25 protein-coding genes and 1 pseudogene are annotated in these 22,362 nt (G+C 41.7%); 4 read left to right on the top strand and 22 right to left on the bottom strand.

Going from position 1 to position 22,362, the window contains the following annotated elements:
- Positions 1-30 precede the first annotated feature (30 nt).
- The 16 genes from CD03_RS0123120 to CD03_RS0123045 form a co-directional block, all read right to left on the bottom strand.
- Positions 31-1,584, bottom strand: a complete 1,554-nt coding sequence (locus CD03_RS0123120) for a discoidin domain-containing protein (RefSeq protein WP_027295658.1) — start codon at positions 1,582-1,584, stop codon at positions 31-33.
- A gap of 162 nt (positions 1,585-1,746) precedes the next feature.
- Entirely contained in the window at positions 1,747-2,586 is an 840-nt protein-coding gene (locus CD03_RS36800; protein ID WP_063837257.1) for an NUDIX hydrolase, read from the bottom strand.
- A gap of 52 nt (positions 2,587-2,638) precedes the next feature.
- Positions 2,639-3,331 (bottom strand): LrgB family protein, encoded by a 693-nt coding sequence (locus tag CD03_RS0123110; protein ID WP_027295657.1) that lies wholly within the window; start codon positions 3,329-3,331, stop codon positions 2,639-2,641.
- Positions 3,312-3,692 carry a CidA/LrgA family protein gene (locus tag CD03_RS0123105; protein WP_027295656.1) on the bottom strand — a complete coding sequence of 127 codons (381 nt, stop codon included), beginning with the start codon at positions 3,690-3,692 and terminating at the stop codon, positions 3,312-3,314. Before CD03_RS0123105 ends, CD03_RS0123110 begins: the two co-directional genes overlap by 20 nt.
- Before the next feature lie 281 nt (positions 3,693-3,973).
- Positions 3,974-4,426 carry a YaiI/YqxD family protein gene (locus CD03_RS0123100; protein WP_027295655.1) on the bottom strand — a complete coding sequence of 151 codons (453 nt, stop codon included), beginning with the start codon at positions 4,424-4,426 and terminating at the stop codon, positions 3,974-3,976.
- A 90-nt stretch (positions 4,427-4,516) separates the two neighbouring features.
- Positions 4,517-5,539 (bottom strand): DUF2804 domain-containing protein, encoded by a 1,023-nt coding sequence (locus CD03_RS0123095; RefSeq protein ID WP_027295654.1) that lies wholly within the window; start codon positions 5,537-5,539, stop codon positions 4,517-4,519.
- 61 nt (positions 5,540-5,600) lie between these two features.
- Entirely contained in the window at positions 5,601-6,368 is a 768-nt protein-coding gene (locus CD03_RS0123090; RefSeq protein WP_027295653.1) for an inositol monophosphatase family protein, read from the bottom strand.
- Positions 6,369-6,382: 14 nt separating this feature from the next.
- Complete coding sequence (gene yaaA, locus CD03_RS0123085; RefSeq protein WP_027295652.1) at positions 6,383-7,177, bottom strand: peroxide stress protein YaaA; 795 nt, start codon at positions 7,175-7,177, stop codon at positions 6,383-6,385.
- A 2-nt stretch (positions 7,178-7,179) separates the two neighbouring features.
- Positions 7,180-7,695: a flavodoxin family protein BilS gene (gene bilS, locus CD03_RS0123080; RefSeq protein ID WP_027295651.1), complete on the bottom strand. Its 516-nt coding sequence runs from the start codon at positions 7,693-7,695 to the stop codon at positions 7,180-7,182.
- Positions 7,696-7,843: 148 nt separating this feature from the next.
- Entirely contained in the window at positions 7,844-8,203 is a 360-nt protein-coding gene (locus CD03_RS0123075; protein ID WP_027295650.1) for a YccF domain-containing protein, read from the bottom strand.
- Positions 8,204-8,272: 69 nt separating this feature from the next.
- Positions 8,273-8,701, bottom strand: a complete 429-nt coding sequence (locus CD03_RS0123070; protein ID WP_027295649.1) for a hypothetical protein — start codon at positions 8,699-8,701, stop codon at positions 8,273-8,275.
- A 269-nt stretch (positions 8,702-8,970) separates the two neighbouring features.
- Positions 8,971-9,891 (bottom strand): hypothetical protein, encoded by a 921-nt coding sequence (locus tag CD03_RS0123065; protein ID WP_027295648.1) that lies wholly within the window; start codon positions 9,889-9,891, stop codon positions 8,971-8,973.
- A 106-nt stretch (positions 9,892-9,997) separates the two neighbouring features.
- Positions 9,998-11,383: an MATE family efflux transporter gene (locus CD03_RS34510; RefSeq protein ID WP_044289611.1), complete on the bottom strand. Its 1,386-nt coding sequence runs from the start codon at positions 11,381-11,383 to the stop codon at positions 9,998-10,000.
- 176 nt (positions 11,384-11,559) lie between these two features.
- Positions 11,560-12,420: a MurR/RpiR family transcriptional regulator gene (locus CD03_RS0123055; RefSeq protein ID WP_027295647.1), complete on the bottom strand. Its 861-nt coding sequence runs from the start codon at positions 12,418-12,420 to the stop codon at positions 11,560-11,562.
- Positions 12,421-12,445: 25 nt separating this feature from the next.
- The gene (locus CD03_RS0123050) at positions 12,446-13,330 is read right to left on the bottom strand and encodes an ROK family protein (RefSeq protein WP_027295646.1); all 885 of its coding nucleotides are present in this window, start codon (positions 13,328-13,330) and stop codon (positions 12,446-12,448) included.
- A 31-nt stretch (positions 13,331-13,361) separates the two neighbouring features.
- The gene (locus CD03_RS0123045; RefSeq protein WP_027295645.1) at positions 13,362-13,814 is read right to left on the bottom strand and encodes a YhcH/YjgK/YiaL family protein; all 453 of its coding nucleotides are present in this window, start codon (positions 13,812-13,814) and stop codon (positions 13,362-13,364) included.
- A 54-nt stretch (positions 13,815-13,868) separates the two neighbouring features.
- Between CD03_RS0123045 and CD03_RS40135 the strand changes: the two genes are divergently transcribed.
- Both CD03_RS40135 and CD03_RS40130 read left to right on the top strand, forming a co-directional pair.
- On the top strand, positions 13,869-13,934 hold the full coding sequence (locus CD03_RS40135; RefSeq protein ID WP_394910230.1) for a DUF6783 domain-containing protein: 66 nt from the start codon (positions 13,869-13,871) through the stop codon (positions 13,932-13,934).
- 36 nt (positions 13,935-13,970) lie between these two features.
- Positions 13,971-14,018 carry a hypothetical protein gene (locus tag CD03_RS40130; RefSeq protein ID WP_442969746.1) on the top strand — a complete coding sequence of 16 codons (48 nt, stop codon included), beginning with the start codon at positions 13,971-13,973 and terminating at the stop codon, positions 14,016-14,018.
- 99 nt (positions 14,019-14,117) lie between these two features.
- Here the strand turns inward: CD03_RS40130 and CD03_RS0123040 are convergent, their stop codons facing one another.
- The 4 genes from CD03_RS0123040 to CD03_RS0123025 form a co-directional block, all read right to left on the bottom strand.
- Positions 14,118-14,945 carry a carbohydrate ABC transporter permease gene (locus CD03_RS0123040; RefSeq protein WP_027295644.1) on the bottom strand — a complete coding sequence of 276 codons (828 nt, stop codon included), beginning with the start codon at positions 14,943-14,945 and terminating at the stop codon, positions 14,118-14,120.
- Positions 14,946-14,961: 16 nt separating this feature from the next.
- Positions 14,962-15,852, bottom strand: a complete 891-nt coding sequence (locus tag CD03_RS0123035) for a carbohydrate ABC transporter permease (RefSeq protein ID WP_027295643.1) — start codon at positions 15,850-15,852, stop codon at positions 14,962-14,964.
- 403 nt (positions 15,853-16,255) lie between these two features.
- Positions 16,256-17,695: an extracellular solute-binding protein gene (locus CD03_RS0123030; RefSeq protein WP_027295642.1), complete on the bottom strand. Its 1,440-nt coding sequence runs from the start codon at positions 17,693-17,695 to the stop codon at positions 16,256-16,258.
- Positions 17,696-17,756: 61 nt separating this feature from the next.
- The gene (locus tag CD03_RS0123025; protein ID WP_027295641.1) at positions 17,757-18,449 is read right to left on the bottom strand and encodes an N-acetylmannosamine-6-phosphate 2-epimerase; all 693 of its coding nucleotides are present in this window, start codon (positions 18,447-18,449) and stop codon (positions 17,757-17,759) included.
- A gap of 231 nt (positions 18,450-18,680) precedes the next feature.
- On the opposite strand from CD03_RS0123025, the gene CD03_RS0123015 reads away from it, so the two are divergent.
- A complete protein-coding gene (locus CD03_RS0123015; RefSeq protein ID WP_027295640.1) occupies positions 18,681-19,598 on the top strand; it encodes a dihydrodipicolinate synthase family protein in 918 nt (305 codons plus the stop codon).
- 416 nt (positions 19,599-20,014) lie between these two features.
- Positions 20,015-20,656, top strand: a complete 642-nt coding sequence (locus tag CD03_RS0123010) for a GDSL-type esterase/lipase family protein (protein ID WP_027295639.1) — start codon at positions 20,015-20,017, stop codon at positions 20,654-20,656.
- Positions 20,657-20,853: 197 nt separating this feature from the next.
- Here the strand turns inward: CD03_RS0123010 and CD03_RS36395 are convergent, their stop codons facing one another.
- Positions 20,854-22,023 carry a GH25 family lysozyme gene (locus CD03_RS36395; RefSeq protein ID WP_052377934.1) on the bottom strand — a complete coding sequence of 390 codons (1,170 nt, stop codon included), beginning with the start codon at positions 22,021-22,023 and terminating at the stop codon, positions 20,854-20,856.
- Positions 22,024-22,221: 198 nt separating this feature from the next.
- Positions 22,222-22,290, bottom strand: a pseudogene (locus tag CD03_RS40125) (hypothetical protein); the annotation flags it as partial.
- Between the last annotated feature and the right edge of the window lie 72 nt (positions 22,291-22,362).

Below are 22,362 nucleotides of genomic sequence, written 5' to 3'. Positions count from 1 at the left end.
ATGCTGCATGTCCTTTTTTTAAACTTTTTACTATTTATACCATCTGACATAATCCACTTCCATTTCAGCCGGAAGAAACTCATCTGCAATAGTACCAATCCAGCCCCCAAGTCCATAGCTTAAAATAAAGATTTCCGGAGTATTGGGCACATTATTTTCCTGTGTTGCCACTACCTCTCCGTCCAGCATAAAATGAATGTACTCAGGTGTCCATTCCATCCCAAACTTATGCCACTTATATGGATTCTTTATAGTTGGCTGTGTATGGTATTTCTCATGTGGATCATATGTATAGTTGTCATAATGCATGGTAATCCAGTATTTTTCAGCAAGTCCTGCATATTCCGGTGCGCCTTTCGGATGAGGCCTTTCCAGAATATCAATCTCGGCACCAAAATTCTTTTCATCTCCCCAGAGCCAGCCGCCATTTACTTCATCTGCCTGAGGCATTGTCCACACTGCCGGATTGCTTCCCGGTACATCCGGAATTTTAACCATTGCCTCTACATATCCATATTTTTCTTCTAATTTATCTCTTGTCTGCACCATCGCAGAACGATAATGGCTTGTCTGTCCGTCAAAAAACGTATCTTCTTTACTTCCAAGCAGCCGTAAGGTTCCTTCCTTTACATATGCATTATCAGGATGAACCGCAATCTCCGGTGAATTTCCGTAACGGAATAATCCCGACTCTTTTAAGTCTACACACCAGTTATTCCATTTTGTAAGATCCAACGCATCACCACTGAAGTTATCTTCAAATATAAGAACCTTTCCGGGAATTTCAGGTGCTGTTGCTGACGATACACTCACTTCACAGGATGCTGATTCTCCAGCTTCCGTATAACCGGTTATCGTTCCGGTTCCTTCTTTTATCCCCGTTACCGTACCGTCTTCTCCAACCGTTACTGCGCCGGGATTGCTGCTGTTCCATGTGATTCTCTGTCCGGTATATTCCGTTAACTGAAGTGTTTTACTCTCTCCTTCTGTCAACGCCATAGTCTGCTGGCTGATACCAGCCTTTTTAACGGTTTCATAAAAGGTAAACTCCGCCGCGGTTGCTGCTGTCTCTGAAACGCCACTCCCTAAACTGCCCTTTTTAATCTGAATCTGAACAGAGGACAGCGGAGCTTCCCCACCAAGTACTACTTCCTTATCCCGGGAATTATTTTCCCATGATCCCTGTTCCACAATGGTAACCGTATCTCCATCCTGTGTTGTCCCATATATGGAGTATTCCAGAATCTGCCCATTTGGATTGTTATCCTGCCTGGGTGTATAAACGAGCCTGGAAAGCATTTTAGGCACAGCAAAATCCACGTCAACTACAATGGGCTTTTCATTTAACCCCTTGTCCCCCGCTTCCCATGCGGCGTCCCAAAAAGTGTTCCTGTCCCGGTCAAATGCTTTTGCAATTTCAGCCCCTCTGTGCTCACTGTTTGCCGTAACACTCATTTCTCCTGAATCCACTTCCTGCTGGTAATCATTGCTTTTCCCGTTTTCCTTTGCCATTGCCAAAAACCCCGCAGAACAAAAAACCATTGCAAATGTCAAAGTACCATAAATGAATTGTTTTGATTTCATCTTTTTCCTCCCGTTCTTTTTTTAATACTATTATTACCTTATAGGAATCCTTCAGAATTGTACATGTACAATATTCAAATCTTATATGTACAAAATTCAGAAACAATAGACAGCATAAGTGCCCTGACGCAAAACTGCGGCCAGGGCACTTATGTTCTCATATCATTTCTTTCTTGTAAATACCACAAATTTGTGACCGTAATTACTCCAGACAGTACATGGCTCCTTTGCAAAATAAAAACTGCTAAACAGCGCCTCAGATTCGGAAAGCCGAAATGCCAGCTCAAACAACTCCTGTGTCATGGTAAAATAGATCTGATCCTCCTTTAAGCACAATTTCTCCAGATATTCTATTTCCTCGGGTTTTAACACTGTCTGAATACGATCTCTTTCATCCTGTTTTAAACTGCCATAATAAAAGTCCAGATAAGAATTCTCCATACCATTTTCTATGATTTTATCCTGAAGATACTGATACAGATCATCTTTGGATCCTTCTAAAAACACCCAGTCATAATCCCGGAATCCCTCATCTATATTCTGCATACAGATACAGCCCTTATCTATTAACTCCTCCACCGTCATAGGCACCGGTCCGAATATCTCCTTAGACATTTTCAGAATTTCCAGCATATGGCCGATATTGCCTTCCCCGGCAAACTTTTTCATGTTGAAGAAATTCTCTTCAAATCCCAGCCAATGCAGCGGATGCTTTTCCGGCTTGAGTGTGACATCATGTTTTAACACCCCAGCATATACTTCCATTCTCATATCCTGCAGGTGCCAGCAAAAGTCCATAAAGTAATACAACTCTACATCCTCCCTGCCGATACCGGTCTCTTCCTCCAGCTCACGGTAGGCCGCATCCTCTGAGGTTTCTCCCGGTTCTATTTTTCCTCCTACAAAATTAAACAGACCCTCATATGGATCATTCATTCTTTTACAAAATAGTACCCGGTCCTTTTCAGGATTCAAAATAATAATCGTATTATAATTACGCATAACTGCCCCCTATCCCTGTATTATTAAAGGCGTATCAGCTGAGAATCTTACTTTATAGAAAGTTAGCAAAAATCGAGGCTCCCACTACGGTTAATATACCGGAAACCGCAATTGACAAACTGCTCATTGCTCCTTCTACCTCTCCAAGTTCCAGCGCTTTTGATGTTCCGATTGCGTGTGAAGAGGTGCCCAGTGCCAGCCCTACCGCTATTGGTTCGTAGATGCGGAATAACTTGCACACCAGCTCCCCAACAATATTTCCAAGTACACCGGTTACAATAATAACAGCCACCGTAATTGTCGTAACTCCGCCTAATTCATCCGACACTCCCACTCCAATTGCAGTCGTGATAGACTTTGGTAATAGTGTAACATAATATTGATGTTCAAGTCCAAACAAATATGCCAGCGCCAGCACGCTGACTAAGCTGGACAGTACTCCGGACACGATTCCAAAAGTTACCGCCACCATATTCTTTTTCAAAAGCTCCAACTGCTGATATAGCGGTATCGCCAGACAGACCGTCGCAGGAGTCAGCAGATAACTGAGATATTTTGCGGATTCATTAAAACTGTCATAATCCACACCCAGGAGTTTAATCACCAAAATAACAAATATAATGGATATCAGCAACGGATTAAAAACTGCCTTCTTAAATTTTTTCCGTATCAATATCCCTAATACATATCCTAAGATACATACTGCAACGCCAAAATAAACGGATTCACATAGAAATTCTTTCACTGCTTTCCCTGTCCTTTCGCTGTTTTTGAATAATCTTCTGAGATGACTTTCCTGTTACCACCATAACAATAATCGTTGTCACAAATGTAATAACGACGATTGGAAGTAAAATCTTCTGCAGATCCCCCCAGACCACAATCAGGCCTACCGCGGCTGGAATAAACATGGGTGGCATAATATCCAGCAGAAAATGTGCTGCATTGATCACCCAGTGAAGTTTAATTATTTTCGTTGACAGGCAAAAAAGCATCAATACCAAACCATAAATACTGGCCGGTATCGGAAGGGATATAAAGTGATGCATCATTTCCCCTAAAAAGGTAACAATCAAAATAATCCCAAATTGACCCAGTAATTGCATAATCTCTCCTTTTCATACGTGATACCATGTTCTTTCAAACAATGATTTGCGCACTTTCATACGCCGGCTGGTACAGCAATTTCTAAAAAGCCAGTAATTCCAATGGCTGCTTAGAAAACGCCGCACATGACTACATTATCAGATACCAAATTATTGTATAATTGTATACAATCTTTGTCAAGTGTTATGCTGTAGGTAATTTATCTAATACCCCGGATAATTTTATGCAACTATACAAAGGATCTTTCCCTCACAGCATTATTAGTATCCATGCCAAAGCTTCATTCTTTGGCAATAGCTCTCTCCACAAGCCTTCGAAAAGCCTCTTCAAAACGAATATCGTCTTCCTCAGTCCTCTTCCTCGGGCCTTTCCCATGGAATTTGGATGAACTTCTCCGGGCCTTCTTAGACATATGCCGTTCAAACAACATCTGGTCTATATTCTCATTGGTATATTCTTTACCACTCTGGTGCATCACATACACCCCTTTGCCAAGGGCCATTGCCGCAACACCATAATCCTGTGTTACCACAATGTCCCCTCTGACAGACTTTCCGATCAGGGCAAAATCTGCTGAATCTGCCCCTTTGTCAACTATAATTACCTGTGCATAATCCGAACTCATTACATGTGAAGTATCACAAATCAAAATCAGCGGAATCTCCTTTTCCTGCGCCACTTTCTCTACAATTTTCACTACCGGGCATGCATCAGCATCCACTAATATCTTCATATCTTTCCCCATTGATGGTCACTTACTCCCTTTTATTATCCTTGTTACGTGTATCAAAATACCTCTGTCCGGACAATTATTCATACGCGTTTAATACCGGTTGTGGACATATTCAGCGAAACACATAAAATCTTTTATCTCAAGCGCTGTTCCATCATCCAGGACAGCCCGCCCTTTCATTTTTCCAAATACCTGATGCTGATCTGTACCCACCACAATTACATCCATCTTGGCAGCCCGGTCTATAACCGGCTCAAATTCCATTTCAAACCGCCCGTCACTGGATGTAAACGTCCAGTTTTTCATATAACTGTCAGATGGAATATGAAAGACAACGTCATCCAGTTTATGCCCGGTTCCATTGTAAAAAAGGATATTCTCTGATGCCGCACTGGTATCTCCGAATCCATATCCGATATTAAATCCGAATGGCTTCCCGTTAACAACACCATTTCCGGATCCCCAATACCAGTTATTATCATACGTCCAGACGCCCCGTCCCCAGTCCAGTGTTCCGAAATCCGTATCCGGGGAAAAGATAAATTCCCGATCCCCCAGCCGCATCCTGCCTTTTGCTCTCATACAATTTATTTTCTGATTATAATAAAAAGCTGTTTTCTTTTCCTTCCATGGAGTGGCAATTACCATAGAATCCTGTTGTGTCTCCTCCAATATAATATCACAGGAAAATTCTTTCCCTTCAAAAAAGCGGGGCCACTTACATCGGATTCTCCGCTTTCCATTCTGTACCTCGAAACGCATATGCATCTTTTTGTCATGATAACTGGTATTTCCTTCCATAGAATTAGAAGGCAGGTGCATCCTTCCCATGGTAAACGGCTTTAAGATCGTTTCGGTATGTTCCCAGGGTCTGGTGAAATCCAGAATCGACGCCGATTCAAGTCCAATATAACCATCATCCGAAATAGTAAATGCCGCAGCGAAATCCTGATTCAGAACCAAATAATAATCCCATTCCTTAATTCTGAATTTCGGAGCCTTAATTTTGCATCTGTCATAAATCTGAACCTGGAGTCTGGACCACCCTGGCTCCGTAAGACTGCCATCTTTCTGTAGAAGTGGTTGGCTTGCAGTAACTTCATGATTTCTCATACGCGCTCCTTTCCCGCTGGCATAACAAAATGGCAGCGTTAGAAAATAAATTTTTTACCAGCTATTTATTCCATAAACCCATGCTTTCCTCCCATACTACAGGACTTCCTGCCAGAATGGAGCAGGGTGCATCTAAGGTAATCGGAGTTCCATCCATTGTAGTAATGACTCCGCCTGCCTCTTCCAATATAACGGATGCCGCAGCGTAATCCCATGGCTGTAACAGCATTTCAAAATAAAGTCCATTCCTCCCGGAAGCAATCCGGCAGATGTCCAGGGTAGAAGACCCGCCATTACGTATTCCATGGCTCTGCAGATACAATTTCTTGGCAAAATCAAAGGAACGGTCCGTTTCTTCTGAGTTATACCTGGCACATCCGAAAGCCACAATACTCTCCTCAAGAGAGACATCCTTTACCGTCAGGCGCCCGTCATTGCAATATGCCCCTTCGCCCTTCTTAGCCCAATACATCTCATCCAGATAAGGATTATATACAACTCCGGCAAAACCCTTCCCCTGATATGCAACTCCAACTGAAATACAACTGTGATGATAATCATGAATAAAATTTGTAGTTCCGTCAATGGGATCAATGATAAAATAATACCCTTCCCCCAAAGGTTCCTGCATATGATTTTCTTCTCCGATAAAACCGGCTTCCGGAAAAACCGCTTTTAATCTTTCTACTAAAAATTCCTGTATCTGGCAATCAAATGCAGTCACAAAATTCGCATAACCACTTTTTTCAGATATATTTTTGCTTCCGGCATGGGCATTTCTCAGTATCTGCCCTGCTTCTTTTACAATCTCCCTGATTTCTGTCAGCATCCTGTCTCCTCTTTCTACTCCTGCCTGTCCTTATTTACGTCTTTTAAAAATACCAATATATTATCGCTGGAATCCTGTTGGGAAAAATAATAATCCAAACCTTTAAATTCTTTGATTTTGGATATTTCCCCCACCTGTTTTTCTGCAAGCCAGCGGACCATTTCCCCTCTTGCCATTTTTGCCTGGGTCCCTTTCACCCGAATTCTGCGGTTCTGATCACTTTCCACCGCTTCTCCAAATACACAGGTAACAAACCGAATATCGGGCTCCAGAAATGGTTCTACTGCTTTGCTGTATTCTTTGGATGCCAGGTTCAGTATTACCTTATCATCCTTAACCAGCTCCCGATAAATGCGTTTGCCCCAGAACTGATAAAGATTCTTCCCATCACCTGCCGCCAAAGCAGCCTGCATCTCCAGCCGGTAAGGATATACTGCATCCAGGGGCTTTAGTATCCCATAGAATCCGGAAAGAATACGCAGATTTTCCTGAACATATTCCCATTGGCGATCTGAAAACACCCGGGGTGCCATATATTGATACTGAATTCCTTCATATGTCAAAAGAGCCGGTGTCATACCGGTAAGTCCACGGCGTACATCTAACCGTTTCATATTCCGGTACCGCCTGAAATTTAACTCTGCAATTTTATCATTGCACTTCAATATCCCCTTCAGCTCTTCATAAGAAAGCCTCTTTAATATACTATGTAATGTCTCCGCCTGTTTTGAAAAAGCCGGAAAATCAGTAAATTCTATAGAATTTTCATCCTGCACCATTTTCTTTGCAGGAGATATTATAATCTTCATACTCAGCTCCTGATCATACTTAATGCAAACTTTTTAACGCCATTCAGATCCTCTTCATTCGGATGTCCCAAAGCCTGATCAAAATTTCGAATCAAAGCATCTGCCTGAGGCATGCCCTTTTCCTGCATTCCTTCATAACGCTTTCGTACAGACACCGGCATCTGGCCCGTACACATATAATTTCCTTCCACCTGACAGTCCTGGGGAAGGGCGGCCTTCACACCGGATAAGATCTTCTGGAAATATTCCTCTGACCCTTCAAATCCGGCCGTTCCAAACAGCGCAATCTTTTTTCCGCACAGCATTGGCAATACACCTTTTAATTTATCTGAGCATTGTCCTTTATCTGTCCAGAATCCAAGGAATATTATCTCCGAATCTGTAATCTCATCGCTTTTGGCATCCACGGCATTTCCACAGAACATCACATCCACAAGATTTCTGACCGAATTATATATCGTATCTGCTAACATTTTTGTATTACCAGTTTGTGAATCATATAAAATTGAAACTTTCATCTAAAATGCCTCCTTTTTATTCAATACATCTATTATAAACTCTTTGTAGCCGTTTTTCTACTATATCTTATACCCAATATACAGAATGACAGGAACTTACAGCACAAAAAAACCGGCAGGCCCGTCAATTAGCTCTGCCGATCTCTTTTTAAACTACTCTCGCACCAAATGGCATCAATGCCAGTTTTGCAATCTTAAACTGCTGTAATCCAAATGGAATTCCTACAATGGTAATGCACAAAACTGCACCGATAACTGCCGATTCAATTGCAAGGGGTATGCCGGATAGTATCAGCCACAATACATTTAACAATAAAGAGCCAACACCTCCGCCATATACAACCTCTTTTCCAAATGGAAAGAAACACAAGCCTGCAAATTTAAAACACTGGGTTCCAACCGGAATACCTACGATGGTAATACACCACAGGCAGCCAATCAAAAGCCAGCTGATACCTGATATAAATCCTCCAAAAATAAACCATAAAATATTTCCTAAACATCCCATATCCAATCCTCCTGAGTCATTTATTTACAATTGTCTTCTTTGCCGCTTCATTCTTTGCCGCTTCATTCTTTACTGCTTCATTCTTTCCAAGCTATAAAGTGCATTTTCTACACGCTCTATAGCCTCCTCAACCTGTTCTTTGCTCTGATTGATTTTGGACTGTACGTACCAGTCTGATACTATATTGTCCAAAAAGAAGTCAGCAAATACTGCGAAACTGCCAATATCAATATGCACCTCAGGATGCATACTTACATCCCGCAACTCTTTTTGAAATTTTCGCAGAAGCATTTTGGTATTTTCCATCTCTTCATTGGCACTGTCAATCTTGGAATGCTTGAGCATTCCGCTGATAAAACCGCCTCCCAGCATATCCCATATTCCGAATCCTTTAGCACTGGCTAATGACTGGTCTACACGGTTCAAACTTTGTAATGCTGCTCTTCCCGCCATTATTGCTTCTTCAATTTCCCTGTTATTTCTTTCTGCATTGTCCATACTCTTTCTCCTCTCTCGGCCTTTAGCGGCCTTAACTGGTGTCAGGTTACTGCAAAGACTGCCGGTTTCAGAGAGCAAAATAAAAAGACTCTTATCGCAGCAATCTTCGCTACAATAAAAGTCTTGCACATTTCATTCGATACGGATATAAAATATCGTATTGACGATTTCGAATCACCTTTCGGTTAGGCTACTCCCTTTTATGTAAATTCAATATATCATATGGTAATTTTTATGTCAAGAATACGCTTCTTAAATTTTTCTGACATTTAGTACTTTCTGCCGCACCTGCTGCAAAACGCATCTAGTTCCCCGCCTTCATTTCCACATGACGGACATAATTTCTTAGAGTTATCCACAATATCAGATTTTTCCGTGTATAACTTCTCTGATTCTGCCGTTTCAGCGGTACTACTTGTGGACAGAACCTCTTTTGGCGCCAGAGCCGCCGTGTTTGCTGCCGGTACTGTGTTTACCGCCGGTGCCGCCGTGTTTGCTGCCGGTACTGTATTTACCGCCGGTGCCGCCGTGTTTGCTGCCGGTACTGTATTTACTGCCGGTGCCGCCGTGTTTGCTGCCAGTGTCGCTGTGTTTGGTGCCAGTATCGCTGTGTTTGCTGCCGGAGCCGCTGTACTCATAACCGCCTGCGGCTGCATGATTCCGGTATTTTGATATACTGGCTGGCTCTGGGTAGCAGCCGTTTCACGCATAGCATCTTTTTGCGGATCTCTCATAACAAAATCTTCTTTTTTCGGCATCGGAGGAATTTCACACTCTTTAAACTGAGTCCTATGGTCGACACCGCCGCCCATTTTCTTATTAATTTCACTTACATTTCTGCAAATAACCACGATCATTAATGCAAATTCATAGAAAATACGAAGTATCAGATTGCCAAATATCAGTACTGCAAAACCAAGTACCATTTGCAGGCAGAGAATATTAAATACCCCCACCGTGGTGCAGACGCACGCCCCAAGTACATAAAAGAACTTTAACAGCCCTTCAATAATAAAATTTTTAAATTGCAGATAATCATAAAGCCAGCCAAAGAAACCATGAAAACGGTTTACGTTTTTCTTTGACATGAAGGCAAAGAATACTACAAACGACATAATAATACCAATAATTACACCAGCGACTGTCATAATGACCCCAAACTGTTTTAAAATCGACATATAATGATCCATTTCAAATCCTCCTGTCATCTAATACTATATTTCTTCTATTATAGCTCAGTTATTTCTTATTGTATACCTTTACGCCGCCTGCAAATTTAAACATTCTGTTAAAATATTATAAACAAATCAAGTCCGGATCTTTATTTTTACCCTCGCTGCTGCAAGCGATTTTCCGATAAATCTTTTTTAATAATATATGCGCTACGACAGCCGCCAATACCTCAGCAACCGGAAAAGCAATCCAGATTCCAAGAGCTCCCATAGATCTTGACAAAAGGTATCCCAGAGGAACCGTCACTACAAATTGTCTGAGCAGTGATACGATCAGGGACTCCTTCCCTCTTCCCAATGCCTCAAAAGTCCCGGAATTCACAATTCCTATAGATGATACCAGAAATCCCAGACTTATCACGCGCAGCGCTTCTGTACCAATCTTCATCATGTCATCTGTGGCATCAAACAACATCAGAATCTGCCTTGGGAACACCAGCGCACCGATTGTTCCAATCAGCATAACGCAAAAGACCACCAGGAGGCTTAAATGAACGGTCTGCTTCATACGCTTCTTCTCGCCTGCACCATAGTTAAAGCCGATGATTGGACGCATCCCCTGGACAACGCCATTCGCAGGCATATAAATGAAGGTCTGTAGTTTAAAATAAATACCCAGAACCGCCACATGCAGATCTGAAAACCTGGATAAGATACCATTTAATATACTGACCAGCAGCGACGGCAGCGCCATCATAATTGTTGACGGTATCCCCACCGAATAGATCTGTTTTATAATACCCTTATCAAAGCTTACATATTTAAGGGAAATCTTAATTCCAATATCTTTCTTTCTGTAAACCAGCACATACAGAAGAAATGCACTGATCTGTCCAATTACCGTTGCAATAGCCGCCCCTTTTACTCCCAGTGCCGGAAAACCCAGGAGTCCGAAAATCATAATAGGATCTAATATGATATTAATAATGCATCCGCTGGCCAAGAGTGCCATAGTAGTGACCATATCTCCCACTGCCTGAAATATTTTTTCCATACTAATCTGAAGCAGACAGCCAAATGCAAGGCAAAGCACGATATAAGAATACTCACATCCATATTGCAAAATGACAGCATTCTCAGTAAACATACTTAAAAATGGCTTTGTAACTACGATTCCGACCACTAAAAACAGTACTGCATGAATCACAGTAAGCAGCATTCCGATGGAAGCTGTCTTATTCGCCTTTTCAAAATCTTTGCCTCCTATACTAATGGATATTGCGGAACTGATTCCAACACCAATACCCACCGCCACGGAAACTACAATGTTCTGCAGCGGATATACCAGAGAAACTGCCGTCAGAGCCTCCGGTCCAAGCCTCGCCACAAAGATACTGTCCACAATATTATACAGTGACTGCATAAGCATAGAAAGCATCATAGGTACTGCCATAGACATCAGCAGCGGAAAAATAGCCCGGGTTTTCATTTTATCTTGATTAACTGCCATAATTACATCTTACCTCCTCAAATAAATCACAAAGAAAAAGCTATATATTTTCCTGTTTAATTCAGAAACAGGCAAACATATAGCTTTGAAAGCATTCTGTTTAATTGAAACTCAAAAAATCATATCATAAAATATATCATTTTGCAAGCAAACTTTCACAGACAGCTAATCGCTTTCTAAAATAATTTTTCTACCACTGCCCGGGAGGTCCCTTCATTATTGAACTTGCAGCTTTCATAATTTCTCTCATAAAACTCCTGATATAACAAGTCTATTAAATACAGCTGGCTCAGCTTTGCTGTCATGGAACCGCCTTCTAACGGACCTTCACTGGAACCGCATAATAAGATTGCATCCGAATATGATGTCAGCGGTGACTTCTGGAAATGCGTGATACACGCAATCTTTGCACCCGCCTCTTTCGCTACCTTTGCCACATGAATGTTGTCCTTTGTTGCTCCGGAATACGATATGATTACAATCAGATCCTCTTCAGTTGTCATAGACGCTGCCATGGCCTGCATATGAGGATCCGTAATGCAGATTACCTTGTTGGTAATTCTTAAAAATTTATTTCTTGCTTCTTCCGCAGTCAGCAGACTGTCTCCTATCCCAAAGAAGAAAACCCTCTTTGCCTGCTCGAACATATCCAGTATTTTGTCAAAATTATCTCTGCTCAGCAGCATATAAGTCTCTTTAATTGCAGCTAAATGTAATTGCAGAACCTTTTCTGCCATCTCTCCCAGGCTGTCATCAAACCTCCTGCTTTCCAGTACTGTCTTGGTACTGCTGCTGGAAGTAGCACCCTGGCTGAGTGACAACCGCATTTTGAATTCCTGGTATCCCTGCAGTTTCATTGTTCTGCAGAACCGATATACACTGGTATCACCCACCTTACAGGCATCTGCCAGATCTGTTATCGACATATACAATACCTTACTTTGATTCTTAATTACGTAATCCGCCACCTTTTTCTCCGCTTTTGTAAATTGATTATAAGATGACTGAATCTCTAAAACGATGTTTGTGTTATCCACCTATTCACCTCCTTGGTATTTATTCTCAATCTCCCTTTAAATCCAAGGCTATCTGTACAGCCCCTAATAATCCGGCTGTATTCCCTAACTGTGCCTGTCTAATATTTACGTCACGATAGCTCTCCATGACATTATTATACAGAATGTTACAGATTTTATCCAGTATGTATTTTTGTTTCATTACCCCTCCGCCTAAAATTATGCAGGAAGGATTAAATATGTGTGTAAGTGAAACCAGTCCCAGTACAATTTCTTCTATCCAGGCATCAATAATCTCTGCCACACTTTCCTCTTTTCGCCGTTCGAATATCCTTTTTCCATTACTAAGACTCTCATCCAGCAGCATTGCATTTTTTACTAGCGCTGTTGTGGAAGCATACCGCTCATAACAGCCGCTGAATATATCCTTTGATATTTCCCTGTCCCCGGGATGAATCACCATGCCTCCAAACTCTCCTGCCGAAAATCTGCTGCCCTTATAAACCTTGTGGTCAATAACAATAGCCCCGCCTACACCGGTGCCATAAGTCAGGCACAGAAAATCTGCAAACTCCCGTCCGGCTCCAAAATTTGCCTCGCCCAGTGCAGCAGCGTTTACATCATTTTCAACTGCTGCAGGGACATGGAAATTTTCTTCCATAATCCGCTTCACTTCCATTCCCGTATAACCCGGAATATTAGAATTGGCATAACGGATACAGCCTCTGGAAGAATCCACCTGTCCTGCAGTACTGATCCCAATCCTGTCAAATCCTTTGTATCCCTTGAGTATTTCCACTGCCCTTTCCATTACATAAGCCCCGCCATTTTGGGCATTGGTATCCGTTTCCTTTATATTACATAATCGTCCATCCATAAATTCACCTGATTTTATGGATGTCCCCCCTATATCCAGCACTGCTATTTTCATAAAGATTCCTCACTTTTCAAATATAATGCATTTAGCTAACTGCAGCCTTAATTACACATTTTTTTAGATATGGCTTTTCATCCTGCAAGATTCCCGGCTTATGCGGCTCCTCGCCCATACAAACGATAAAACGCCCCGGCCCCATAACGCAAGAAGCAGACCTGGCGCAGGAAACTGTGCCGAAATCTGTTTTTTCATTATAGCAATCCAATATTTCAGACTCCCCTAAACCAATCTGAATCATTTCCGTTCCTTCTATATCAATCTGAATATCCATATATTTTTTATGAATCTCAAATTTACCTTTTGATTCCTCCTGGGCCTGGGATTCCATCACATTAGCAAATACTTTCTCCCCCATAATTACTGTCTTTCCAAGGGGTAATAATTGAAGATCATTCATCGTTATAAAGTCAATGGCCTGGTCCAGGTATTGCGATATCCCGCGATATCGCTGTATATTCTCTAAATTATCATAGATCATTTTATAAGTCCTTTCTTTTGCTCTAAGGCGTGTTTGAAAATTGCTTTCTGACAGATGTGTGTCACAGTTTGTGGTAGATTTGTCCCGGATGAAGGGCGCGTAGCGGGCTACGCAACCTGAATTCGGGGCAAATATGCCGCAAAGTGGGGCGTGCAGATGGCAGGAGTGAATTTTAAAACACACTCTAAGGCGTGTTTGATATAAACAGACTGCAATTCAACGCAAGGAAAGGGAAACCATCCTGCAACACTATGATACTTCATCATATTCGTGTTTTTGATAGCTTCCCTTAAATTTTGCACCTTATCCCTTAACTGCTCCCATGGTAATTCCCTGTGTAAAATATTTCTGGAAGATCAGGAATATTACAACGATAGGAATTGCTGCCAGGGCTGCACCAGCCATAATCAATCCATAGTTTGTGGAAAGCTCTGCCTGCATGGTTGCAACACCAAGGGGGATTGTCAAATTCTTTCTGGAAGACAGCATAACTAACTGCATAAAATAATCATTCCATGTATTAATGAAGGTAAATATCGCCAGCGCTGCAAATCCCGGTTTTACAATTGGAAACGCAATGCTGCTAAAAGTACGAAGTTCGTTACACCCGTCAATTTTTGCTGATTCCAGTAACTCTGTGGGAATATTTTCACTAAACTGCTTCATCAGGAATACACCGAAGGGCCATCCAATCAGCGGAAGAATAACGGCAGCCATGGTGTCATGAATTCCCATCCAGCTGATCATATTTACCAGAGGAACCAGAATAACCTGCTTAGGAAGTGCCATTGCACCTATAAAAACCGTAAATAAAATCTTCTGTCCATAGAAACGTTTTTTAGCCAAAACATATCCGGCAAGTGCAGAGGTGAGGCAGACAGCCAGCATGGTAATAAGCGCAATCAAAACACTGTTTAACAGCCATCTTGCCGCCGGATTTTGCACAAGTAAACGCTGGAACTGCTCAATTGTAGGATTGGTCGGCCACCACTGGGGCGGAATCTTAACTGCGTCTCCCTGGGACTTGAATGCCCCTGTCATAATCCAGTAAAAAGGAAAAACAAAGATGACGGTCAATATGCTTAGAACGACAGTTGATACTATTGTAAATGGTGTAGATTTTTTCTTCATCTTTTTGTCCTCCCTCCTAATATTCTACATCGCTGCCCAGGAATTTAAACTGAAGCAGGCTGATAATACCGATAACTACCGTTAAAAATACACCCATTGCGTTTGCATATCCATACTCGGACAGCTTAAATGCTTTTTCATACAGATAATACATAATGGTTGTGGTAGCGAAGTTTGGCCCGCCGGAAGTTAATAACTGGATAAGCGAGAAGCACTGGAAAGAGTTAATCGTTGTGATTACTACTATGTATAGTGTTGTTGGAAGAAGACTTGGCCATTTAATTTTCCAGAACACCTGGAACTTGTTAGCGCCGTCAACCTCAGCTGCTTCCACCAATGATTTGTCAATATTACCCATTGCAGCAATATATAAAATAATTGGCTGTCCAACCGCAGTTGTCAACAAGATGATAATGATTGCCGCAAGGGCATATTTTTTATCTCCCAGCCACATAATATTCTGACTTATCACATGACCAGCCTTTAAGGTGTAATTTAAAATACCGGAAAGCGGATCATATATCCATCTCCAGACAACCGTTACGGCAACCGTACCAGTTACAACCGGAAGGAAAAATACACATCTGAAAAATGATCTTGCAAATGCCTTTCTCTCGTAAGTCTGTGAAGAAACAAATAATGCAAAAGCTACAACAATCGGAACAGATCCGATAACAATGATAAGTGTGTTGACCAGTGATTTCTGGAATGTTGTATCCTGAAACATTGTGATATAGTTATTTAATCCGATAAAAGTAAATTCCTTCATTGTATAACGAAAGAAACTGGTAAATACCCCCATTATCATAGGTATTAATACAAATATAATAAAAAATAATAATGCCGGAGCCAGAAAACAATAAGATACTATTGTTTCTCTCATTCTTAGCTTATTTACTTTTTTCATGTTTATACCTCCTGCATATCGCAGGCCTGTCTGCGATACTGCCTTAATAAGTAGTGTGAAAGTGCTTTTCTTTCACACTTAACACCATGAATAGCGCAAGCCTGCTTGTGCTATTCCCAAATCAGTAGTGTGAAAGTGCTTTTCTTTCACACTTGACACCATGAATAGCGCAAGCCTGCCTGTGCTATTCCCAAATCAGTAGTGTGAAAGCGATTTTCTTTCACACTTGACACCATGAATAGCGCAAGCCTGCTTGTGCTATTCCCAAATCAGTAGTGTGAAAGTGCTTTTCTTTCACACTTTCCCTTCAAATCCCATAAGTGTATATAGAAATAACTGTCTTTACAGACAAAGCGCTGCAATGTTGACTGCTAAAATCCCATTGCAGCGTCCCTGCTGATTTTTATTTCGCTGTTGTTGCAGCATTTGTAATAGATGCATCAGCCTGCTGCACAAATTCATCTGCAGCTGCCTGAGGATCTTTATCTCCGTTCATTACTGCCTGAAGCATTGGGAACCATAAAGTTCTCATTTCAGCAAATCCATCGATGGTGTTGTAATATGGTGAATAATATTTTGTCCAGCCTGCCAGAGTTGTCATTCTTTCATTATTATACAAATCTCCAAAGGACTGGCGAACCGGGAAAGAACCTGTTCTGATTACATTTTTTGGTCCCCATTCACTGTCATCACAAACAAATTGGATAAATTTCTTAGATGCTTCAACCTTTGCATCATCACCGTTATTGAATACGCAGAAACCATTTACCAGATACTCTAATGCAGGAATTCCATCATCTGATGGGAATGGAGCCTCAATATACTCAACCTTACTGGATTCTAATAACTCTTTCTGTGTTTCCGGCTGTGCTGGAGACCATAACAGAGTAAAAGAAGTCTGTCCATTTGCAAAGTTCTGAATATCATCACCGCCGTTGTAAGCGGAACCATTCATTAATGTGCCGTCATCAACTGCTTTTTTGATATATTCAAGAGCTTTTACACCATTTGCATCGTTAATTGTATATTTTGTAATAGCATCATCTGTGATCGCGCTGCTGTAGAGGTTTGAAACAAATGCACGGGTACCCTGATCGCCGCCCTGGCCGCTGCAGAATACTGATCCCGGATTATATCCTTTATCATGCAATGCAGTAATAACGGTTGTGAAATCATCGGTTGTCCAGCCATCTTTGATTAAATCAGCAACCCCTGCATCTTCTGCCATCTGTTTGTTAAATGCCATATAGAAAGGTGCGGAGCTGATTGGATACATGTAAGCTGTGTCGCCGGCTTTACATGCCTGAAGCAGCTGGTCATTTCCAACATCTTTTACGAAATCATCGGTAAACATATCATTTAATTCTGCAAGCTTGCCGCTCTTACCATAATCGATGATACGTCCCGGAGCATCAAATAACACATCACAGATTGTACCGCCTTCAATTGCTGTAACAATCTTTTCCGGTCCTGATGTAAAATCAATTGTCTCTAATTTAACTTTGATATCCGGATTGGCTGTCTCAAAAGCATCGATGATTTTCTGTTCGTAAGATCCAAATGCATCACCTGCATTTTCCTGTGTAAATGTAGGGAATGCCCACCAGGTGATCTCTGTTGTACCGCCAACGGAAGCTTCTTTTGTTTCCGCATCTGCCGCTGCCTGTGTCTCATCTGTCTTTGTCTCAGTCGATGCCGCTTCTGATTTTGCTTCTGTAGCCGCATCTGTCTTTGCTTCCGTCTTAGGTTCCGTTGTTCCTGAACTGGTTGATCCTCCTCCGCAAGCTGCAAGTGAAAGTGCCATAGTACAAGCCAGTAAAAGTGCTATTGCTTTCCTTTTCATATCTTTCTTTTCCTCCTTAAATAGATTGGTTTTAGTTTATGATAATTAACGGCCTTGTTAATTATTTCTGGTTAATTGCTTCCACATACCGCTTCGTAATATCCATCGGCCTTGTGATTGCTGTTCCAACAACTGCTGCGAATGCTCCGGTCTCTAACGCCCTTTTTAATTCTTCCGGGCACCAGATTCCTCCCTCTGCGATAACAGGCTTTCCGCTCTCTCTTGCGAGTATTTCCATCATTTCATAATTTGGAAGCTGAGTTCCTTCCGTATATGGTGTATAACCGCTCATTGTTGTCCCTATGAAATCGAATCCGATTTCTGCCGCATGCATTCCTTCTTCGATGCTGGAGCAATCCGCCATAAATAACTGTTCCGGATACTTTAACCGAACCTCTTTGAAGAATTCATCCAGCGTCACCCCCTCCGGGCGCAGCCTTACGGTGGCATCTGCAGCAATGATCTCCACCCCGCATGCTACCAGCGCATCTACTTCTTGCATGGTTGGTGTTATGTAGATTTCACACCCTTCATAATCTTTTTTGATAATTCCTATAACGGGAAGATCCACCAGCTTCTTAATCTCTGTAATGTCTTCCACTGTGTTTGCCCGGATTCCGGATGCACCTCCCAGCATAGCCGCATATGCCATGCGAGACATGATATATGAACTATACAGAGGTTCTTCCTTTAATGCCTGACAGGATACGATTAGCCTTCCATGGATCTGATCCATTATCTCCTTTTTGGTCATCCATATCCTCCTTTCCCTCTGCTCTCAAATGAGCAGATCTTAATTCTAAACTTTGTTGTTCTGTCTGATAAATAGACTATATCACATGCGGGTAAATTTTTCAATATCTTTTTTAGAAAAAAAATTTTTTCTTTTTTCATTGTTTTTTTTGTTCAACAATGATATAATCTCCATATAAAAGAAGTAACTGCTATCATAATTCAACAATATTCGACAAAGAAAGGGAAAATCATGTCAAAATACGATGTATCACGTTTCAAAAATGTAACTGTAGCTTTAAACACTCCTTTTACAGCTTCCGGAGATATTGATCTGGATGCTGCTAAAAAACTGACCCGCTACTATATTAATAAGGGTGTAAAGAGCCTGTACGTATGCGGCAGCACCGGTGAGGGCTTTCTGTTAGACAGCGGCGAAAGAAAAAAAGTCGTGGAAGCCGTAACCCAGGAAGCCGGAGATGAGATGACCATTATTGTTCATGTTGGCTGTGCAGATACCCGGCATTCCGCAGAGCTTGCACAACATGCTGAACAGGCAGGAGCTGCCGGAACTTCAGCCGTACCAAGTGTCTATTACCATGTGAGTGAAGAAAGTGTCTACCGCCATTGGACCGCAATTACAGAAGCTGCTGACCTTCCTTTCTTTATTTATAACATTCCTCAGCTCACCGGATTTAACCTCTCTATGGGTTTATTCCACCGTATGCTTGAAAACGAACGGGTTGCCGGTGTAAAATGTTCCTCTGACCCCTGCCACGACATTTTAAGGTTCAAACAGGCTGGCGGTGAGGACTTTATTGTGTTTAACGGACCGGATGAGCAGTTTTTAGCCGGAAGACTGATGGGTGCCGATGCTGCTATCGGTGGAACCTATGGCGCTATGCCGGAATTATATTTAAAATTAGATGAACTCATCCGCCGCGGCGATATTGCTGCTGCCCAGAAGCTGCAGGTCATAGTAACCATGTTCATTTACCGCCTGTGCTCCTTCCCCTCCATGTATGGAGCTTGTAAAACAATTATCCGTATGGATGGTGTGAACATAGGTGACCCACGCCTGCCATTCCTTCCGGTAGACGAAAAGGATCCTGAAATCAGAAAGCTGTATGAAGATATCCGCGCAGCCGTAGAAGAAACAAAGGGCTGGTAATATTCTCATTACAGGGTTTCAGCAGCAGACTCCCCGGTCATTTGCAGTGACGCATTAAAAAGAGCCATATACATTGAAGTAAAACTTCTCTGCATTATGGCTCTTTTGTCCCGATTATTCTCTTGTAACAGGGAACACCCCATGCTACACTAGAGCGAACAATTTCATCTTATATTTGGGTTTAGCTAAGAAAGGGACGCTTTGTAAATGGTGGGTAGTGTACGGAAAGAGCCATAAGCCATTTATTAGCGAAATAAAAGTAACTCATTAACCAATAGACAGAGAATGGATGAGCCAGCATTTATGAAGAAGAATCTTCGGAAAGGATGTTAAGAATTATCCTTCTGTCTGTTCAAAAAAAGAATAATTCTGTAAGCTGTTTTCCTTGCTTACAAATTTAAAGAGGAGGTTATATAGTGAAAAAACATATTGTATGCTTCGGAGATTCCAACACACATGGTTATTGTACCGAGACAAACGGACGCTTTTCCGAAGATGAGCGATGGACCTGCCTTTTGGGCAGATATCTTGGCGATGATTATCTGATTTGTGAAGAAGGACTGAGCGGAAGAACAACGGTCTTCGAAGATCCTCTGTTTGAGGGATTGAACGGTTTAACATCAATTTTTCAAAGTCTCATGACCCACGAGCCTGTGGATCTTCTGATTCTGATGCTGGGAACAAATGATACCAAGGAACGTTTCAGCTCAAACGCAGAAAATATCGCAAAAGGCATGGAGCGCCTTACGAAAAAAGCCCTCTCCGTTACCGATGCCTGGAAGAATAAGCCTAATATATTAATCATTGCACCCGCCTATATTGAACCTGGTTATGAAACTACGTTTATTGCTGACGAAATGGGAAAAGGCTGTGTAGAAAAGTCCAGAGCCCTGGCTTCCTACTATGAGGATATTGCCAAACGGCTTGACGTATATTTTCTGGATGCAGCAACCATACCGGGAATCCGTATGCATCCGAAGGACCATATGCATCTGGATCAGAACAGCCATATACTTCTGGCTAAAAAGCTTGCTTCCATGATCCCGGACCTGCTGTAGAAATTTTGGACATTAAAAAGCCCTGCTTCACGACTGCAGGGCTAAAAAGGAAGGAGTTATGAAAAAGTTTATATAACAATTCTTTGTTTGTTATGCTTATATCATAACTTCTAAATGTGTACTTTCAATGATGAACTATTGAACGTTCTATGAAAACTCTGAAAACATTTTATTCATATTTTATTCATAATGTGACATTATATTACCTTTACTGTAAGTTGGACACTTTTCTTATTGTAAGTCCGTACGGTTATATAAGTAACACCTTTTTTTCTTGATTTTACCTTTCCTCTGCTGTCTACCGTTGCCACCGCTTTGCGAGAAGATATATATGTAATCCGATTACTTTGGGAATTAGACGATATGATCGGTTTAATCTGATAAGTTTTCCCTTTTCTCAGTTTTACGGACTTTCTTCTTAATTTTACCTTTGCCGGTGCTTTTTTTACTTCAACAACACATGTGTCTGTCTTACCGCTGCCGGTAGTTACCGTAATCGTTGCTCTACCGGGCTTCTTTGCCGTAATTTTACCGGAAGAGTTCACCGTTGCCACTCTTTTATTGGATGTGGTATACCTTTTGGAATCCGTACATCTGCTGGGTTTTACAGAAGTCTTCAGCGAATAGGTTTCTTTTGCACCCAGAGTTATCTTAGAAGTGTTCAGGCTGATCCGCTCCGCTTCCATGAAAGAATAGTTCAGATCACAGTAACCTTTATCTGTATTAGCTCCCGGTACCTTTCCTTTGTCTGTATACTGCCACATATCATAGGACCCGGAAAAAGATGGCTTTTTAATCCCATAGCTTCCTACCCATATTCTGATTCCCGAAAGTTTGGACCAGTCAAAATCATTTGTTAAACGATAGTCGGAGGAATAGATCATAGGTGTGTAACCTGCCTTTTTAATTTTATCACAAAATGCCTTTGCGATCGCAGTGGTATTCTTTTTCCCCTTTTTGAACGTGCCGCTTTGTTCAATATCATAGACTACCGGATACTCCAGCTTCCTTCCTTTTAAAATCTTCAGACAGTACTCTGCTTCTCTTTTCGCTCCCGCTACAGTAGTGGTACAGCAAAAATGATAAACACCGCGCTTAATTCCTGCATTTCCCGCTCCATAGTAGTTGGCTTCAAACTGCTCATCCAGATCCTCTTCATAAGTTCCTGTCTGGGCGCCGTCCCCGGTCTTCAGCATGGCAAACGAATATCCCTGCTGCTTCACACTTCCCCAGTTAATTGTCCCATTATACCACGATACATCGATTCCTTTGATATTGGAGAACGCTGCCTCTGCAGTGAAAGGCAGCATAAGTGCCATCGCTGACACAAACAGAAATTTCATAAGATATCTCTGCACTTTTTTCATAATGATCCTCCTGTGACAACTGCATGTCCAGTCCATGTGCGTGTTAGAAAATTCATTCCGGCCTTCTGCATGTCCCGGTTTGCGGTATATCAACACCAGTCTCTCATACACATCGAAATATTACAGTTGTAGGTTTTTATTGTTATGGATATAATAACGCGTATTTACCTTTCTGTCTATAGTGAATTTTTACAAAACTCAGCGGAACTCACCAGGGGTCTTCCCTGTAACCTGTTTGAAAATATAATAAAATCTTTGCGGGTTATTAAATCCCGATCAGTCCCGTTCCACTCTTCCATCTCCTGCTTCGAAATCGTTTCCTGACCGAAGACTTCACGA

This window comes from Robinsoniella sp. KNHs210 (genome assembly GCF_000686105.1).
In the GTDB taxonomy this organism is placed as follows: domain Bacteria; phylum Bacillota; class Clostridia; order Lachnospirales; family Lachnospiraceae; genus Robinsoniella; species Robinsoniella peoriensis.
Note: the sequence above shows the minus strand (reverse complement) of the source record. Positions and strands in the feature narration are given on the sequence as shown.

Bases quoted from the DNA above. Each gene is read 5' to 3' on its own strand.
- CD03_RS0123025 (WP_027295641.1), bottom strand. From the start codon at position 18,449: ATGACCAAAAAGGAGATAATGGATCAGATCCATGGAAGGCTAATCGTA.
- CD03_RS0123090 (WP_027295653.1), bottom strand. From the start codon at position 6,368: ATGCTGACAGAAATCAGGGAGATTGTAAAAGAAGCAGGGCAGATACTG.
- bilS (WP_027295651.1), bottom strand. From the start codon at position 7,695: ATGAAAGTTTCAATTTTATATGATTCACAAACTGGTAATACAAAAATG.
- CD03_RS0123105 (WP_027295656.1), bottom strand. From the start codon at position 3,692: ATGCAATTACTGGGTCAATTTGGGATTATTTTGATTGTTACCTTTTTA.
- CD03_RS0123030 (WP_027295642.1), bottom strand. From the start codon at position 17,695: ATGAAAAGGAAAGCAATAGCACTTTTACTGGCTTGTACTATGGCACTT.
- CD03_RS0123040 (WP_027295644.1), bottom strand. From the start codon at position 14,945: ATGAAGAAAAAATCTACACCATTTACAATAGTATCAACTGTCGTTCTA.
- CD03_RS0123075 (WP_027295650.1), bottom strand. From the start codon at position 8,203: ATGGGATGTTTAGGAAATATTTTATGGTTTATTTTTGGAGGATTTATA.
- CD03_RS34510 (WP_044289611.1), bottom strand. From the start codon at position 11,383: ATGGCAGTTAATCAAGATAAAATGAAAACCCGGGCTATTTTTCCGCTG.
- CD03_RS36800 (WP_063837257.1), bottom strand. From the start codon at position 2,586: ATGCGTAATTATAATACGATTATTATTTTGAATCCTGAAAAGGACCGG.
- CD03_RS0123095 (WP_027295654.1), bottom strand. From the start codon at position 5,539: ATGAGAAATCATGAAGTTACTGCAAGCCAACCACTTCTACAGAAAGAT.
- yaaA (WP_027295652.1), bottom strand. From the start codon at position 7,177: ATGAAGATTATAATATCTCCTGCAAAGAAAATGGTGCAGGATGAAAAT.
- CD03_RS0123050 (WP_027295646.1), bottom strand. From the start codon at position 13,330: ATGAAAATAGCAGTGCTGGATATAGGGGGGACATCCATAAAATCAGGT.
- CD03_RS0123065 (WP_027295648.1), bottom strand. From the start codon at position 9,891: ATGGATCATTATATGTCGATTTTAAAACAGTTTGGGGTCATTATGACA.
- CD03_RS0123120 (WP_027295658.1), bottom strand. From the start codon at position 1,584: ATGAAATCAAAACAATTCATTTATGGTACTTTGACATTTGCAATGGTT.
- CD03_RS0123035 (WP_027295643.1), bottom strand. From the start codon at position 15,852: ATGAAAAAAGTAAATAAGCTAAGAATGAGAGAAACAATAGTATCTTAT.
- CD03_RS0123015 (WP_027295640.1), top strand. From the start codon at position 18,681: ATGTCAAAATACGATGTATCACGTTTCAAAAATGTAACTGTAGCTTTA.
- CD03_RS0123070 (WP_027295649.1), bottom strand. From the start codon at position 8,701: ATGGACAATGCAGAAAGAAATAACAGGGAAATTGAAGAAGCAATAATG.
- CD03_RS36395 (WP_052377934.1), bottom strand. From the start codon at position 22,023: ATGAAAAAAGTGCAGAGATATCTTATGAAATTTCTGTTTGTGTCAGCG.
- CD03_RS0123100 (WP_027295655.1), bottom strand. From the start codon at position 4,426: ATGAAGATATTAGTGGATGCTGATGCATGCCCGGTAGTGAAAATTGTA.
- CD03_RS0123045 (WP_027295645.1), bottom strand. From the start codon at position 13,814: ATGATCTATGATAATTTAGAGAATATACAGCGATATCGCGGGATATCG.